General features: G+C 48.6%; 13 protein-coding genes. 6 read left to right on the top strand and 7 right to left on the bottom strand.

The features are described from left to right. Positions 1–172: 172 nt before the first annotated feature. Positions 173–1,405: an IS110 family RNA-guided transposase gene (locus Psch_RS05165; RefSeq protein WP_134220441.1), complete on the bottom strand. Its 1,233-nt coding sequence runs from the start codon at positions 1,403–1,405 to the stop codon at positions 173–175. Positions 1,406–2,320: 915 nt separating this feature from the next. After that, entirely contained in the window at positions 2,321–3,580 is a 1,260-nt protein-coding gene (locus tag Psch_RS05160) for an IS110 family RNA-guided transposase (protein WP_190239369.1), read from the bottom strand. A gap of 300 nt (positions 3,581–3,880) precedes the next feature. Between Psch_RS05160 and Psch_RS05155 the strand changes: the two genes are divergently transcribed. From Psch_RS05155 to Psch_RS05130, 6 genes are all read left to right on the top strand, one after another. Beyond that, a complete protein-coding gene (locus Psch_RS05155) occupies positions 3,881–4,726 on the top strand; it encodes a beta/alpha barrel domain-containing protein (RefSeq protein WP_190239368.1) in 846 nt (281 codons plus the stop codon). Between the two features lie 510 nt (positions 4,727–5,236). Then, positions 5,237–5,773, top strand: coding sequence for an RNA polymerase sigma factor (locus Psch_RS05150; protein ID WP_243120823.1), 537 nt, complete (start codon positions 5,237–5,239; stop codon positions 5,771–5,773). After that, positions 5,763–6,908, top strand: coding sequence for a zf-HC2 domain-containing protein (locus Psch_RS05145; protein WP_190239367.1), 1,146 nt, complete (start codon positions 5,763–5,765; stop codon positions 6,906–6,908). Before Psch_RS05150 ends, Psch_RS05145 begins: the two co-directional genes overlap by 11 nt. Before the next feature lie 35 nt (positions 6,909–6,943). After that, positions 6,944–7,180 (top strand): hypothetical protein, encoded by a 237-nt coding sequence (locus tag Psch_RS05140; protein ID WP_190239366.1) that lies wholly within the window; start codon positions 6,944–6,946, stop codon positions 7,178–7,180. 19 nt (positions 7,181–7,199) lie between these two features. Continuing rightward, on the top strand, positions 7,200–9,047 hold the full coding sequence (gene asnB, locus Psch_RS05135) for an asparagine synthase (glutamine-hydrolyzing) (protein WP_190239365.1): 1,848 nt from the start codon (positions 7,200–7,202) through the stop codon (positions 9,045–9,047). Positions 9,048–9,489: 442 nt separating this feature from the next. After that, positions 9,490–11,088, top strand: coding sequence for an S-layer homology domain-containing protein (locus tag Psch_RS05130; RefSeq protein WP_190239364.1), 1,599 nt, complete (start codon positions 9,490–9,492; stop codon positions 11,086–11,088). 59 nt (positions 11,089–11,147) lie between these two features. On the opposite strand, the gene Psch_RS05125 is transcribed toward Psch_RS05130, so the two are convergent. The 5 genes from Psch_RS05125 to istA form a co-directional block, all read right to left on the bottom strand. Continuing rightward, entirely contained in the window at positions 11,148–11,318 is a 171-nt protein-coding gene (locus Psch_RS05125; RefSeq protein ID WP_190239363.1) for a type II toxin-antitoxin system RelE/ParE family toxin, read from the bottom strand. A 169-nt stretch (positions 11,319–11,487) separates the two neighbouring features. After that, positions 11,488–12,619 (bottom strand): IS630 family transposase gene (locus tag Psch_RS05120; protein ID WP_190240231.1). Its coding sequence is split into 2 segments (ribosomal slippage): positions 11,488–12,190 and positions 12,189–12,619, totalling 1,134 coding nucleotides; the frame shifts between segments, so codons are not numbered across the junction. A 392-nt stretch (positions 12,620–13,011) separates the two neighbouring features. Then, positions 13,012–13,305 (bottom strand): CXXX repeat peptide modification system protein, encoded by a 294-nt coding sequence (locus Psch_RS05115; RefSeq protein WP_134220253.1) that lies wholly within the window; start codon positions 13,303–13,305, stop codon positions 13,012–13,014. Between the two features lie 491 nt (positions 13,306–13,796). Further along, positions 13,797–14,543, bottom strand: a complete 747-nt coding sequence (gene istB, locus Psch_RS05110) for an IS21-like element helper ATPase IstB (RefSeq protein ID WP_134220419.1) — start codon at positions 14,541–14,543, stop codon at positions 13,797–13,799. After that, entirely contained in the window at positions 14,537–16,075 is a 1,539-nt protein-coding gene (gene istA, locus Psch_RS05105) for an IS21 family transposase (RefSeq protein ID WP_134220420.1), read from the bottom strand. The genes istB and istA overlap by 7 nt, the downstream gene beginning before the upstream one ends. Positions 16,076–16,113 lie beyond the last annotated feature (38 nt).

Below are 16,113 nucleotides of genomic sequence, written 5' to 3'. Positions count from 1 at the left end.
GTTTACCCTTAACCATCGTAATAGAGCAAAAGCCCAGCGGTAAAATGTCAAGCCCACTTTAAAAAAGAATTGGAAAAAATATTTCATTATGCGAGACAAAAGAATATAACAAACTAAGCCCAGAAAATTACAATATCTGGGTCTGAGAGGGTGGTCCAGCTAAGGGAGGCGATTAATCACCCCTCTTTCTGGGAGTATAAAGCTGGTTCGTGCGCAGCAAAGCATAAACCAGCCGGACCAATTTTCTTGCGGTAAGGACGAGGGCTCTTTTATGTTTATGAGTATGGGCTTCATCGTACTTGACCCGGTAGAAACAGCCATATTCCTGATCATGCAACCGAATCAGGTTAGCGGCCTCTACAAGATAATAGCGCAAGTACTTGTTGCCAGAGCGGACACGCCGGATATCCTCGGCCTTCCACTCACCCGACTGTTGTTCATTCCATACCAGCCCGGCAAATTTGGCCAGGGACTTATGATTTTTAAAGCGTTTGATATCGCCAACTTCAGCCAGGATACCGGCGGCATAAACTGGGCCGATACCCTTGATGGAATTCAATGTTTGAGGAAGCGCCTCCAGATGTTTGGCAATCAGCTTGTCCAACTTTTTAAGCTCAGACTGCATGGCCTTGATTACACTGATACTGGTGGCCAGAGAAGCATTTACCGGGTCAGCTAAAGACTTGCTCAGACGGTAGGAAGATCGGGCCGCCTTTTGCAGGGCCTTGGCTACTCCTTCCGAGTCTACCAGACGGTTTTTGCTCTTCTCTTCCAGAAAGGACACCAGTTTCTCCAGTGGCATAGCGGCGAGTTCATCCGGGGATAAAAATTCCTGCACGACTGCTATAGCCGTAGCGCCAAACTGGTCAGAAAAAATTTTCTCCTGGCGTAAAGAGCTGAACTTCAAGAAAAGGTTATTAAGAAAATAAGTCTTCTCCCGTGAAATCATCATCGCCAGGTGAAATCTAGAACGGGTTAACCGTTGTAAAGCAAGGAAACGCTCATCCATAAAGACCTCCTGTGGGAGGCGACCAAAGCGCAACTTATCCGCAATAACCCAGGCATCCACGTCGTCGTTTTTTGGGAGGTCGTTATAAGACTTCTTGAACTGATGTACGACACGGGCATTTAGCACATGGACCTGTGGTGAAAACGGGGCCATCTTATCCGAGCTTTTAAAGAAAGAGGCCAGGTGGTAGCCATAATTGGAGGTGGCCTCCAAGCCCAGCACCACCTCTTGCGAGGAGTTGAGTACTGCAGCCTGTGCAACATGATCTACCAGCGCTTGGGCTCCAGATAAAGTATTGGGCACGTTAAACTTACGTACAGTATCACCATTGCTGTTAATACAGCGAACATTGTTTTTGCGCAGGCTAACATCAATACCGACAAAAAGTTTGCTCAAAAGATCACCTCCACTCCAAAAGAAATCAAGCAAGGTACAGGACCTGGGCGCCCTTGGGAACCGCCTTACTCAGCCTCGTAATAAGTACTCACCCGGTCAGGTGGGTGCATGAATGGGAAGCTGCAAAATCCCATCACCATAAAGCCGGGGGTACAACCAGCGGTTAGAAAAGGACGGCGGACCAAGGGTAACAGGCTTCACGAAGTAGTAACCCTAAAGGCTCCACGAGGGGAAGAAGAAATATCCCCATACCAACTTGTTGGTCACATTGTCCCGTAAAAAGGCGCCCATGTCCAGACACTGCTTGACAAATAACCGAAACTAATTCGTGCGCTCTACGGATGCTACGCATCCTTCGCGCAAAGATGGATTTTATCATTATTTTGAAAAACAATGCACTAAAAAAGGTAACAGAAAACCGGCCCGGCCAAGGTAGCTGCTAAACAGTGACCTGGGGGGCCGGCATAAAAGCTATTATCATCATAACAACCCATACCCATCTAAGAGGACTTCACTGCCCATTCGCACAATGGCGTTCAGAGCTTGGATTGTTGATATTGTATGATTATTTAATGTCTTAGTATCACCACCATATTTCAGGTACTGTTGACCAACCACTTCAATGGCTATTTCCACAATACAGTAGTCGCGCGACTGACCGGTACCAGGACCATACCCGCTGTGGAATAGGCAAATGATTTTTGTTGGTCTCGGTACCCGTACTTTGGGAACCGGTTCCCGAACCTATCTGGATTACCCATATTTCCCTCAATTGGAATTTTGGTTGTCCGGTGGTTCTAATACTATTATACGAGGTGATATAGCGTGAAAACATTCACAGCAAGGGTTGAAGGCCCCTGAGGTTAAAAAAGAGTATAGCAAACAAGCCCTAACAGAAGCAGAGCGTAGAATGGGTTAAGCGGGCAGCGTGATATGCTGGGGGCTTATAACGCCTTGGGTAATCAAAAGTTTGGCAGCCTGCCTCAAAGCTTTCTCCTTTTGCTTATTGCGAAGCTCTATCGGTATATCGACCTGAAAAAGGTCGCAGGGATTAAACACTTCGCCGGTTTGGAGCATGTGATAAACGGCAGTGAGCATCATTCTGGCAATGGCGATAATGGCCCGTTTCTTGCCTCTGCGTTTGGCAATCCGCTCATACTTGATGCGATAGTAAGAGGAAGTCTTGGATTTCACGGCGGCATGGGCCGCTTGCACAAGAGCGGGTTTGAGGTAAACTCCGGCTCTAGTGATGCGAACAGACTTCTTTTTACCGGCGGATTGGTTGTTGCCGGGCGCTAATCCCGCCCAACAGCACAAGCGCTTCGAGGACGAGAACTGAGACATATCAGTGCCGATCTCGGAGAGGATCGTGATGGCAGTGTTGCGATCCACTCCGGGAATGGTACACAGCAGGGTAATGGCGCTTTCAAAGGGTTCAACCAAACCGGTGATGGTTTGATCGAGGTCGGCAATGAGTTGCTCCACAAAATCCAAATGTCTACGGACGAAGCGGATGCGTTCTTTTTGTTCCCCGGTCATTTGGAAGCCTTCAATGGATTCGATGACTTCGTCGGCTTTCTTTTTTAAGGAGCGTTGCAGGAGTGAAATGCAATACTTTGGGTCGAAGGAATCCGCGTTTACAAGGTAGTTCGTGATGGATGAGGCAGATTTACCAAACATGTCGGAAACGACAGCATCAAGGGCTACATTGCAAACGGTAAAAGCGTTTTGGAAGCGATTCTTCTCGCTGGACTTGCAGGAAACGAGCTTAAAACGATACCGTGTGTACTCCCGCAGGATGCGAACATCCTTGGAAGGAATGAAGCTGCCGGGTACAAGACCGAGACGAAACAGGTCGCCAATCCACTTGGAATCCTTGACATCATCCTTGTTGCCCTTAACAGCGGCAACCCACTTGGGGTTGGCGACGGTAACGTGGATGCTGTATTCCAGCAAATTGTAGACGGGGATATAGTACTTCCCAGTGCTCTCCATGCAAACGTCAAAGCAGTTGTTATCGATCAGCCATTGCTTGAACGCCAGAATGGAATTGTTGAAGGTGGAAAAGCGCTTTTTCTTGTAACTGGGAACGATGCCCTGAGTTGTGATGAGCGTGGCGACGAGAAATGTCTTGTGTACATCGATGCCACAGCAGATGGGGTAAACGACTTTCAAATTTCTCCCTCCTTGTGTTGAAATCGTGAGGGAGCAGACAGTGACTGGACCGCCACACATTTAACGCTGAGCTAAAACAATGATTAGCGTGCGGCCTCGCGGCACCACTTATTTGTGCTTGAAAGGCGATCCTTACACTGGTTTACATACTGATTTAAGCTAAGAGGCAGTCTGCAACTCACCTCACCGTGCTTTGTAGTGTGCCTTTCAAGGCTATTGTACCCAAAGGATGGTTACTGCACATCCCGGTTTTCATTCCTATTTGTGTCGCCCGCAGTAGGCGGAGAAATGGAGGTTTATATGGAAAAAGTTTATTTTGTGGACACCACCCTGCGTGACGGCGAGCAGGCGCCGGGAGTGGCATTTTCGGTAATTGAAAAAGTCTGTATTGCCAGGATGCTGGATCAACTGGGGGTAAGTCAGATTGAGGCCGGCGTTCCTGCCATGGGTTCTCCGGAAATAGAGGCGGTGGCAGCCATTTCCCGTTTAAGACTGAATGCCGTCGTATCCACCTGGAACAGGATGGTTATTGGCGACATTAAGGCTTCCCTGGCCTGCGGCGTGAAAAATACTCATATAACATTGCCTGCCTCCGACATCCATATCAAGCATAAACTGCGAAAGGACAGGTTCTGGGTAATCGAAAGCATGAGAAGGGTCGTTTCTTACGCCAAGGAGCACGGCTGTAATGTTACGGTGGGGTTGGAAGACGCGTCCAGGGCGGACCTGGACTTCTTGATCCAATTGGCCGGTCAGGCCCGCCGGGAAGGAGCGTCGCGGCTGCGCTTTGCAGATACAGTGGGAATGCTGGAGCCTTTCAGGACCAGGCAGGTAATTGAGCTGCTGGCAGCAGAAACCGGTATAGATATTGAATTTCACGGCCACAATGACTTTGGCATGGCCACCGCCAACACGCTGGCAGCCTATAAGGGCGGCGCCAAATATTTAAGCACTACAATAAACGGCATCGGGGAACGTGCCGGCAACTGTTCCTTCGAGGAGGCAGTCGCCGCACTGAACCACTTTGAAAAGCTGGGCCTGGGGTTTGACAATAAACTTCTCAAGCAGCTATGTTACTATGTCGGCAAGGCGGCAGGACGCGCCACATCAGCCGTGTATGGTCCGGAAATTGTGGTTGCGAATTAACATGGGTCATTATTTGTAATTGTACCTCCACACATAGCCCGGAAACGCATGATCTCTTATCACAAGTTATAATAATCAGCAATCCCCGTATAATCCCTCAATCTTTATGAAGTACAAACTAAATTTTCCTCCTCTTAATTGTTCTCCTTTAAGTTATAATGGGTTAAAGTGTTTTTATCCTTTGCCGGCATAGCGGCGTGGGGAACGACCCGGAAAACGGAGAGCCCCAGCTAAAAGCCAGGGCTTCCTTGTTTTTAGGGAAGACACGGAATCGAACCGGTAGCGGGCTCCCGGACCCTGCTGTGTTCCCGACACACTTCCCAGGAATAATTTGCCATTAACATTATGACATTCAATGTCAGCTATGTCAATAAGCAGCTATCCAAAGCCAATCTGCTCCACGTATCAAGCGCCCCGAATTCATATGAACCCGGCGGCTAAAGTGTGCGTCTAAATTTATAAGCCGCTAAAAAGCGTTTAAGATAAATTGGGATGACAGGAGATAGGACTTTGTCCGAAACGAGTCTGATCAGGGCAGCTCAATCAGGTGATAGTGATGCCTTTACCCAACTGGTGCAACTGTATTCGGCCGATGCATTTCGCACCGCGTCCATGGTTTTGCGTGACCACACCGAGGTTGAGGATGTGGTCCAGGAGGCTTTTTTAACCTGTTTTCGCAAGCTGCATACCTTCCGTATGGAATCTTCTTTCAAAACATGGTTGTACAGGATTGTGGTAAACCTATGCTATGACAGGCTTCGCAAACAGAACCGGGACAGCCTGGCGATGCATAAGATATCTAATAACCCTGTAACGAGAAATGGGGATATGGCAGAAGTGGAACAGAGGTTAGATCTGAAGGAAACAATCTCTACCTTGAGCCCGGAGCACCGCCTGGTACTCACCCTCTTTTATGGAAACGATTTTGGCGTGCAGAAGGTTGCAGAAGTACTGGGGATTCCGGTCGGGACCGTCAAATCAAGGCTGAACTCGGCGCGCAACCTGCTTAGAGAAAAATTGGAGAGAGGGAACGAGTATGCGCTGTGAGAAGATAATGCGTAAATTTAACGACCTGCTTGACAGGTCACTCTCTGCCAAGGAGGAACATGAGGTACAGGCACACCTGGCTGTATGTCCGAACTGCCGGGGTGAATTCCAGCTGACCAAAAAGGCGGATGACATATTAAGGGCAACCGTCGTTGAAATGGTTACGGAAATAGAGGTCCCTTCCAACCTTAGCCAAAGAATCGAGCAGGCCTTGGCCGGGGAGAAAAAGCGGCAGCCAGGGAAGGCAAAGCTGTTTGGTCTGTTCCAGCCTCCGGCTTTGGCGGCGGCCATGCTAATGCTGGTAGCTGCGGTTGGACTCTTTGGTTACTACAAGCTCTTCGACCCGTCCCTCAAAAACCCTGCTGTGGTGATGTCCGTGCCTGAAAGCCAGCCTGCTTCTGAGAGCGCGGGTAAGACTGAACCGGCGCCCCTGTCTGACGCCGGTCAAGAGCAGCCAACTGTCAAAGACGGTACTACGACCGAAGCTCAGCCTAAGGCCGACAGTCCATTGGTGACTGAAAAGGCCCCGCTGGCTGATGAGGCGACCACTATTATGCGAGATGCAGATAACCTGGACGCGGAGGCTGCAGCCCGGAAGAACGCGCCTCCCGGGCAAGGGGGCGGAGAGTCTTTCAACATGAAAGAAAATGGCGCCGCCGATCTGGCGCAGGCTCCCGACATAGAGGAACAGAGCATACCCATGGCAAGCAGCCAATCCTCCGGCGCTGCCAAATTGTTCATGTCAAGCAGGGCTGCCTTGCCCCAGGGGACCTTGCAGGAAGCCACCCGGGAAGTGGGGTTCATTCCGGCGGTACCAGGCTACCTGCCGCCTGAGGCCGAACTGAAAGACGTAACCTGGGAAACCGGGACAGTTTGCCTGGGGTACCGGATAGCGGACCATAAATCTTTTACGCTTTCTCAAAGCCGGGTTGCTGAGGCGGGCGTGATTGGAGAAGAAGGCGGCCAATTCATTGATCTTAACGGGGCCAAAGCCCGCCTGCAAGAAACCAGCCCCGGAGGCGACCCTTCAAGTGTTTATACCACTGTCCGATGGCAGCGTGGCGAGTGGGTGTTTACGGTTGAAGGCGACCTCCCCCGCGGAGAAATTTTAAAGATTGCGCTGTCAATACAATAGAGCAAATGCTGGTTAAAAGGGGCATGGCAAGCAGGATGGGGAATAAAAATTTCCAGGAGGGTGTCCATGCCCTCTTTTTTTGTTTGAAGCATAAACTTACAAAAAGAAAATATTACGAGGACAACGGAGTCCCGAAAGAAATAACCCTTCTTTCGGGACTTTCATTTTCCTATAGAGACAGGCAGTCGTCAATCACCAAACAAGAAAAGTCCGGTATTGAATGCGATATCCAAGGTGTGTTGACGCCGGCAAAGGAAGAAAGTGATTATTGAAAGGGAGTGTTTGGTTTTTATGTGTGGATTAACAGGCTGGGTTGACTGGGATGGTAACTTAACCCAACAGCGGCCAACTCTGGAGGCAATGGTTAAAACGCTGTCCCGGCGCGGGCCGGATGCGGAAGGAGAATGGTTGTCGGACCATGCCGCCCTGGGCCACCGACGGCTGGTTGTAGTTGACCCGGAGGGAGGCGGGCAGCCGATGACCCGGCGGCTGGGAGAGCGCGTCTATACCATCGTCTATAACGGTGAGCTCTATAATACTATGGATCTCAGAAAGGAGCTGGAAGCACGGGGCCATACTTTTCTCACCCGCAATTCTGATACGGAAGTCCTTCTGTTGTCCTACATTGAATGGGGGACGGCATGTGTGGAGAAGTTTAACGGCATTTACGCCTTTGCTGTATGGGGGGAAGCCGAGCAGAGTTTGTTCCTGGCCCGCGACCGTTTGGGTGTCAAACCGCTCTTTTACGCTCTTAAAGGGGAGCTTTTTATCTTTGGTTCCGAACTAAAGGCGCTGCTGGCCCACCCGGCGGTTAAACCTGAGGTCGATCCGCAAGGGTTGGCCGAAATCCTGGTGATGGGGCCTTCCCGCACGCCGGGCCACGGGATTTACCGCGGTGTAGCGGAAATCAGGCCGGGGCATTGCCTGCTCTATGATCGTAACGGCATACACCTGCGCCGCTATTGGGCGCTGGAAAGCAAGCCGCACGAAGACAGCCTGGAAGTAACTGCGGCCACGATCAGGAACCTTTTTTGTGACGCGGTGGAACGCCAGCTGGTTTCCGATGTCCCCGTCTGCACGCTGCTGTCCGGCGGATTGGACTCCAGTATCATCACCGCCCTTGCCGCGGGGGCCTTCAAACGGGACGGCCTGGGAACCCTGCACACCTATTCCGTCGATTACCGGGACAACGAACAGTTTTTCAAGCCGGACCACTTTCAGCCCAATTCCGACGCCCCCTGGGTAAGACGCGTCTCTGAATTTCTCGGCACTTGCCACCACCGGATTGAAATAGATACTCCTGAACTGACGGAGGCCCTGGTCCCGGCGGTACTGGCCAACGACCTGCCCGGCATGGCGGATATCGACTCTTCACTGTTTGTTTTTTGCCGGGAAATAAAAAAAGACGCCACCGTGGCCCTTTCCGGTGAATCTGCCGATGAGGTCTTCGGCGGCTATCCCTGGTTTCGCAGCCGTGCGGCCTTGACTGAAGCCACTTTTCCCTGGATTCAGTTTGTGCGGGAGCGGGCAGGGTTCCTGTCTGCCGAACTGGTAGATCTGATCAGGCCGGAAGAATATGTCGCCGGGCGCTACCAGGACGCTCTCGGGGAAGTGCCGCGTTTAAAGGGCGAGGAGCCGCTGGAAGCCCGCATGCGCGAGATTTTCTACCTCAACATCACCAGGTTTATGCAGACCCTCCTGGATCGGAAGGACCGCATGAGCATGGGCGTGGGGCTTGAGGTGCGGGTACCCTTCTGTGATCACCGCCTGGTTGAGTATGTCTGGAACATCCCCTGGTCCATGAAAAACTGCGACCATATGTCCAAGGGCATTCTGCGCCGGGCCATGTCCGGACTGCTGCCGGATGATGTGCTGGAGCGGAGCAAAAGTCCCTACCCGAAAACCCACAACCCATCCTATCTGGCGGCGGTAAGCAGGAAGATGCTGGAAATATTGGACGACCGGGAAGCCCCCCTGCGCCGGTTGATCAACATCGAAGCTGTCCGCGCCCTGGCTGCCTCCGAAACAGCCGTCTTTGACCGGCCCTGGTTCGGCCAGTTGATGAGGGGTCCCCAGTTCCTGGCCTATCTGATCCAGGTGGACACCTGGCTTAGAAATTATCAAGTGGTTATTTGTTGATAGTTTAGCCCTTATGAAGTATTAGCCTTTAAAAGAGCAGGTTTCTGTGGGAAGCCTGCTCTTTTAAAGTGTAACTGCCATAATTTATAATCCAAACTTGAAACTTTTGTTTAATCTGCCTATCGGGCGGAGAGCGCCGCATAGATTGCTTCTAAGCGCCGTTTTGATTGCTTCAACGTAAAAGCCGGCTCGCCGGCAAGACGGGATTGTTCTACCAGTTCCAGCTTTGGATTTGATAATCACAAACTCGCACCCCTGTAAAGAATTGTTCTGTCGTATTATATGATAATTCTACGAGGTTTTTAGTCTGTTATATGCTTGGTAATGATGGTTAAAAAGCGCCAGTTTGTTCCCGGAGTGTCAATGGCAGGAATAAACATGTTTTTAGCTAATAATTACATTAGCGGACTGCCAAATATACTTGGGGGAGGGGATTGAGTTTTTGAAAATTAGAAGAGATATCCTTTGGATCGCTGCTGCTTTACTTTTTTCTTGTAGTTGCAGGCTTTCCTTCGCCCAGGCAGCAAGCGCCGGAGATATTGAAAACCATTGGGCGAAAACAGATATAGAAACGGTTGTGAGCCTGGGCATAGCAGGCGGCTACCCGGACGGATTCTTTAAGCCGGAGCAAATGGTTACCAGGGCTGAATTTGTCAAAATGCTTGTTAAAGCTTGTTGGGTAGGACCCGTTAAAGAAAATGAACAGCCTGCTTTTGTGGATGTCGGGCGGGAATATTGGGCCTATAGCTGTGTTGAAGCGGCTGATGCCATTGGCATCCTGGCGGAAAAAAACTCCGGACGATTATTTGAGCCGGAGCGGATTATTACCAGAGCTGAAGTGGCGGGGATGGCCGGGCGGTTGATGGCGGGAGAAAACCTGCCCGATTTTCCCGCAGCAAAAGATGACCGGCAAAACAACTGGGTGGCGACTATGAAGAAAGAGGGTATTATTTGTGGCTACCCTGATCGTTCTTTGGGGGAAGAAAGCGGCTTAACCAGGGCTGAGGCCTGCGTCATTGTTCTGCGTATAAAAAATAAGCTCCTGACAGAGCAGATTGACCGGGAGCGTCGGTGGATAGCCTCTTACCAGAGCAATGATGGTTATATGCCCTTGGATGATGGCAGGCCGGACATCATACCTTATTTTGGAAACCTCACGGAAATGGCTCAGCTGGGTCAGCCGGTATTCAATAACGGGGTCAAAAAGTATCTGGAGTGGAGCCTGTCAAATCTGAACTATCCGGATCTTTTTGGCCTGAACGGTACAATGTATGATTACCGTCTGGAAGACGGAGTGCTTCAATCCGTATATTCTTATGATTCCGCAGACAGCTATGCTGCCACCCTGCTTTCACTGGCTGCCGGTTATTACCGTGCTACCGGTGATATAACCTTTGTCCGGGCACATTATGGTGACCTGGCGGCAGTGTCGGAAGTAATATTGAAACTTCAGGATGACGATGGCTTGATCTGGGCCAAACCGGATCAACAGGTCAAGTATTTGATGGATAACTGTGAATGTTACCGTGGATTGAAAGACTGGTCGCTTTTGCTGGAAGAAATGGGTTTTGCGGAACGCAGCAGGTTATACGACAGTAAAGCCGGTTTAATCAAGGATGGTATCCTGAATCGCTTTTGGGACCAAGATAGAGCTTGTTTCGCCTGGGCGCTTGACCAGGCGGGCGGAAAGTTTCTCCCGCAGTCCGGCCAGGCATATCCCGGTTTTTTTGCCCAGATATATCCCGCAACGTATGGAGTAATTTCTCCGGCAAGTGAAAAGGCCGTACTGGCCTATCAAAAGCTTAATGAAGAATTGCCCGGCTGGGCCGACCTGGAATTGGGGGACTCCTTCCCGTGGGTTATTCTCGGTTACGCGGCTGTAATAATGGACGATTTGTCAAATGCGGATCGATTTTTAGAAAATTGCCGTAGTACTTATATCTTAACCGGCCGCGATTATCCCTGGTCTACCTTTGAGGCTGCCTTTTATATACGCGCTTGTGACGCTCTCCAGAAAAAAATAACAGCAACATTCGATTAAGTTATAAGGAATATTAAAAGCCTGTACCGGCTCAATGGTTCTGTTTTTCGCAACCCTAATCAGTTGTCGCTATCATCTTGCACCGGCAAGTCCGCAAGCAGCCGGGTATAATTCGCTCTGCTGTCCACGATATGATAAACAAAAACAGTTTTGCCCAACAATCGATAGACGCACAGATAATGGCCGCAAATGAGCATCCGATAGCCTTCCAGCCAAAGTATTTTATCCATGCACGCCACACCCATATTCGGATGGCTTTGCAAATGATTTTGATTTTGCTTGAATTTTTTACCTAGCTCAATGAGAGCAACAAAAACCCCAAATTTGAGCTTACTCTGATTTTTTAGTTAGGAGCAACTTTATTTCCGTTAACCAGAGAGAGTCCAAGCTAGTACGCTGTTAACTCTTAAACTGTGGATAAAGCCGCTTTAATTTGGTTGTTGCATCAGTGGTCGTAAATTGCCAGTCAACACCCTTTTGACTCCTGTTTCTTGCAGTTTCCCATTCCAACAGTTCAAGGCGAAGGGAATCAATTGAAGAAATTCGGCGCTCCAGACACTGTTTGGACATTACGCTCAGTTCGATTTCGGCTATGTTAAGCCAGCTACCATGCTTTGGCGTGTAATGGATCTCAAGGCGTTTAGCGAGGCTTCTGGCTACATCCGGTGTAAATGCTTCATAAAGCGATGCTGTGGTATGAGTGTTCAGATTATCCATCACTAACCGGATCTTTTTTGCTTTTGGATAATGAACATCAAGCAGTTCCCGGAACTGGTTTACCCAGTCAACCCGAGTTCTTCTTTCACAGACTGTTACATGTCTCCAGCCTGCCAATGGTTCTGTGAAGACAAAGATGCTGCAGGTTCCGTTGCGGACATATTCACCGTCCTGACACTCAGGCCTTCCGGCCTTCATCGGGATCGGGGTTCTGGTCTCACCAAGGAGTTGGTACGGCTTTTCGTCCATGCAGACGACCGGATATAGTCTGCAATATTGCTGCTGGTACAGATCCAAAACATCTTCCATGCAGGCGACGAAGGCGGCGTTCTGTTCAGGCGGAATACACCAACATTTACGGAGATGTGGTTTCAGTTCGTTTTTTTAAAAGCCGTCCAACGGCCACATAAGAGATGCTGTCAATGTACTGTAATTCAACCGCTTTATCCGCCAGCAGCCTTAGCGTCCATCTGGATCGTCCCGACGGGGGTGAACTGCAGCTCAATGCGATGATCTTTGCTTCCACTTCACCGGTAATCTTCGGTTCAACGGGCGGCGTCTCGCGTTTCTTTCTGCCGAGCGCAGCCTGCAGCCCATGTTCCGAGTACTGATTTCGAATGGTATGAACGGTTTGCGGGTGAACATGAAACAACGCTGCTATTTCAAATTCGCTCTTTCGCCCGCCCGTGCCGTTCTCATCAGCTGCCAACAGAATATTGGCATGCATGATGGTTTTTGCCGAGGCGGAACCTCTGGAAACGATCTTGAGCAGGGTCTTCCGCTCCTCATCAGAAAGACGTACATGGTATCTTATTTTTGGCAAGGCATACCCCTCCCTCCTGGGAAGAGTATACCACGAAAATGAGTTTGTTTATAGTTTAAGATTTAACAAAATACTAGTGAGTTTTTAAAAATCAAATCCCCATGCCAGGAAAATATTATGAATAATCTAGATTATTCATAATATTTTTGTTTAGTATCCAGCATTTATAAAGGTGCAGTGACTCGAACAGTTGTTGCCACATGCAAACACACACTGGGATACGGTATCACAGGATATACAGCTATAATTTGCTGCAATTTCAAACGAATCGCTTATCTTACTTGACATTAGATGCTTCATTAGTATCATCCTTTCATTATTAAATAATTTATATCACTGACATAGGGATTAGAAATTTTTTCTCTATATATATTTGAATTTCTTTAAATACTTGTTGTTAAAAATACTTCGTTCTCATCATTTATTAACCATCTTCCATTAATGGCTGATTTCCATTTATATTTTTGAGAATGTTTTTTCCACCATTCGTCATAATCTAAAGTTGCTATTTCAAGTTCTATAGTTATTTTTTTACGCAACTCATCAAGTTCATCATTTGTAAGATTGGAATCGCTGAGTGTCATTAATAGCTCACTCAATGCAGCTTTTCTATGATGCAATTTTTCAAGTTTGTTTTTCTCTTCTTCAGTTAAAATTCCAATTTTTTCTTTATTCATTAGCAATGCTCCTTTTGCTATCTAATTTTTCTAGTGGATCTAGATAGTCGGTAATGGATAAAATATTTTCAAAATGTTCATCATGTTTTTCCTGTAAAAGCTTTTGCAATTTTTGAGCAGCCTTTTTTTCTGTATTACTAATTAAACATTGTATTTTTGGGGGAATGTATGTATATTCCGCTAAGAAAAAACACCTAGACCGCCGAAGTTGAACACTAAGACCGTTTAAATTGAACAATCATTCCGTAGTGGCTGTACATTGATAACTAAAGGATCACATGGTATACTCAAACTGCTTTTACTTTTAAGCAGGATAGGGCAACACTGAGGAGTGACCCGAGCGGCTTAAGAGTTTTGCGGGGAGAGTGATGCCGGTGAGCGTCGCTCTTTTTTTGTTAAAAGCAACATAACATCACTCTCTTTGGAAAACTAAGCGATAAACCTCGGGAGTTTGAGGGCAGAGCCCTCAATAGCCGTAAGGCTGTTTTGAATTATCTGTTGGCAATACCCTTGCGCTCCCGCATAGAGTTTTTACCGTCGATAAAAATGGTGTAGGAATCATGCACAATGCGATCTGAAATGGCATCGGCCAGTGTCGGTTCGCCAATTTTATGATACCAACCGCCGATCTCAAACTGGGAACAGAATATGGTAGAAGCTTTTTTGTAACGAGATTCTACGATCTCAAGCAGATCGCGGGCTTCGCTTTCCTTGAGCGGAAACAGAAGCCATTCATCCAAAATGAGCAGCTTTACCTGTTTGTAAGCTTTGATGACCTTGCGGTATGTCCCCTCACCGCGTGCAATGGCCAATTCACCCAGCAGATCGGGAAGCCGTACATATTTAACCGTGTAAAAGTTTCGGCTGGCAGCCATGCCAAAAGCATTTGAGAGGTAGGTTTTTCCGCTACCCGTGGCTCCAAGGATTATGATGTTATGGGCTTCTTGGATGTAGTTACAGCTAGCCAAGCGGATGATTTGAGCTTTGTCGAGTTTGCGATCGTCATGATACTCAATGTTCTCAATACAAGCGTCATTGAAGGCAAAACCCGCGTTTTTGATCAAGCGCGACAGCCGATTGTTTTTACGGGCTGCCCATTCGGCATCGATCAGCAGACCGAAGCGTTCTTCAAAAGCCATGTCAGACAAGTTTGCGTTTTTGAGCTGTTCCCGGAATGCTGCAGCCATGACACTAAGCTTCATTTCGTGAAGCTTGGCTACGGTTGAATCGTTTAGCATTTTCCATCCCTCCTGCTGTAGTAATCGGCTCCTCGTGTGAGTCCAAACTCAGAGGAGGAATGGCCCGGGGTTTCTTTCGGCAGCTTGTCCTGACCGGATTTTAAGATGGCCTGAACGCTCTTCAAGCTAGGCTGTACAGTGTAGGACAATGCTTTGGTGCAGGCCGATTCAAGGCGCTCCACCGAATATTTGTCGGCCAGTTTCAAAAGAGCCATACAAGCCTTGTAGCCCTGCTGCTCGACTTTGTGACTTCCTAAAAACAGGTTAATGACAGCGCTTGTATTCTCACCGATTTTGGCTGCCCAGGATTTAAAGCGGTCGCCGTTCCAAGACACATATTTTTGATGATCTGGTGGCATATGGGCTTCCAGGGTGCTGTATTGATTGCTCCTACCATAGAGCCGGGGATGAGAACAAATGCGATTGCCTTGGAAGAAGACCTCAATCACATTGCGGGTAATCCTGACATCAACTTTCTGCTTGATGTATTCAAACGGCACCGAATACTTCTGGGTCTCCACACTGATATGGTAATTGTATTGAACAGTGGCAATCTTCCAGGTCGCCAATTCAAATGGCTTTAAGGGCAACGGCAGCAAGAAGGGTTTTTCCTCATCGAACAAGGTGGCTCTGCTCCCGTTCTTCTTCTGAAAAGGTTTCTCTAGAAAAACCATTAGCTTTTCCCGAATGGCAGCATTCAGCTCTCGTAACGATAAAAACTGCTGATTACGCAGAGCAGCGAGTATCCATGTTGAGATGATGCCGACCGATCCTTCTACCGTGGGTTTATCTTTGGGAGCCCTAACTCTGCATGGAATAACCGCTGTACCATAATGTTCAGCCATCTCCTGATAGGTCTTGTTAATAACTGCTTCGCCTTTCGTCACCTTCTCCACGCCGGTTTTTAAGTTGTCCGGTACCATAATGCGAGTGATTCCACCGAAGAAGCGATAGGCGTTGATATGGGCGGTAATCCAGCTCTCCTGATTTTGTGAAAGGAAGGCTTCCACATAGGCATAGCCGCTGTATGGCAGGGCAGCCACAAACACATAGGCTTGGATAATCTCTCCCGTGTCTGTGTCGATGATCCTGGCGGTTTGTCCCGCCGAGTCTACCTCCATGATTTCCCCAGGCTTACGGTGAATGTGCATGGTTGCCTTGGTGCTTTTCACATAGTCAGCGTAATATTTGTTGAACTGGGTCGACTTGTACGGTACTTGCCCGGATTCGCGACACTGGTCGCAGTATTCAAGCCATAACAGAGTTAAGGTCACACCGCTTTTCGCCATCTCACGATGGATGTAGTCGTAATTCGGCATTTTGTACGCGGGCTTAGCGCTCTCCGAAGAAAAAAGGCGCTGTGACAACTCCTTGTCGGACATTTCGGCCACTGTCTGCCAACTTAGCCCTTGATCCTTTGCTCTTTGAAGCACGTTAATAACCGTGGTTCGAGAGCATCCGCATCCAGACGCAATGCGGCTGTTGTTGATTCCGAGGCTATGTAGCCGCAGAATCTCTTTGTAACTGGTCATCTCTATGACCCTCCTTGAATTTATTTGCACCTTTCAGA

The organism is Pelotomaculum schinkii (assembly GCF_004369205.1).
In the GTDB taxonomy this organism is placed as follows: domain Bacteria; phylum Bacillota; class Desulfotomaculia; order Desulfotomaculales; family Pelotomaculaceae; genus Pelotomaculum_C; species Pelotomaculum_C schinkii.
Note: the sequence above shows the minus strand (reverse complement) of the source record. Positions and strands in the feature narration are given on the sequence as shown.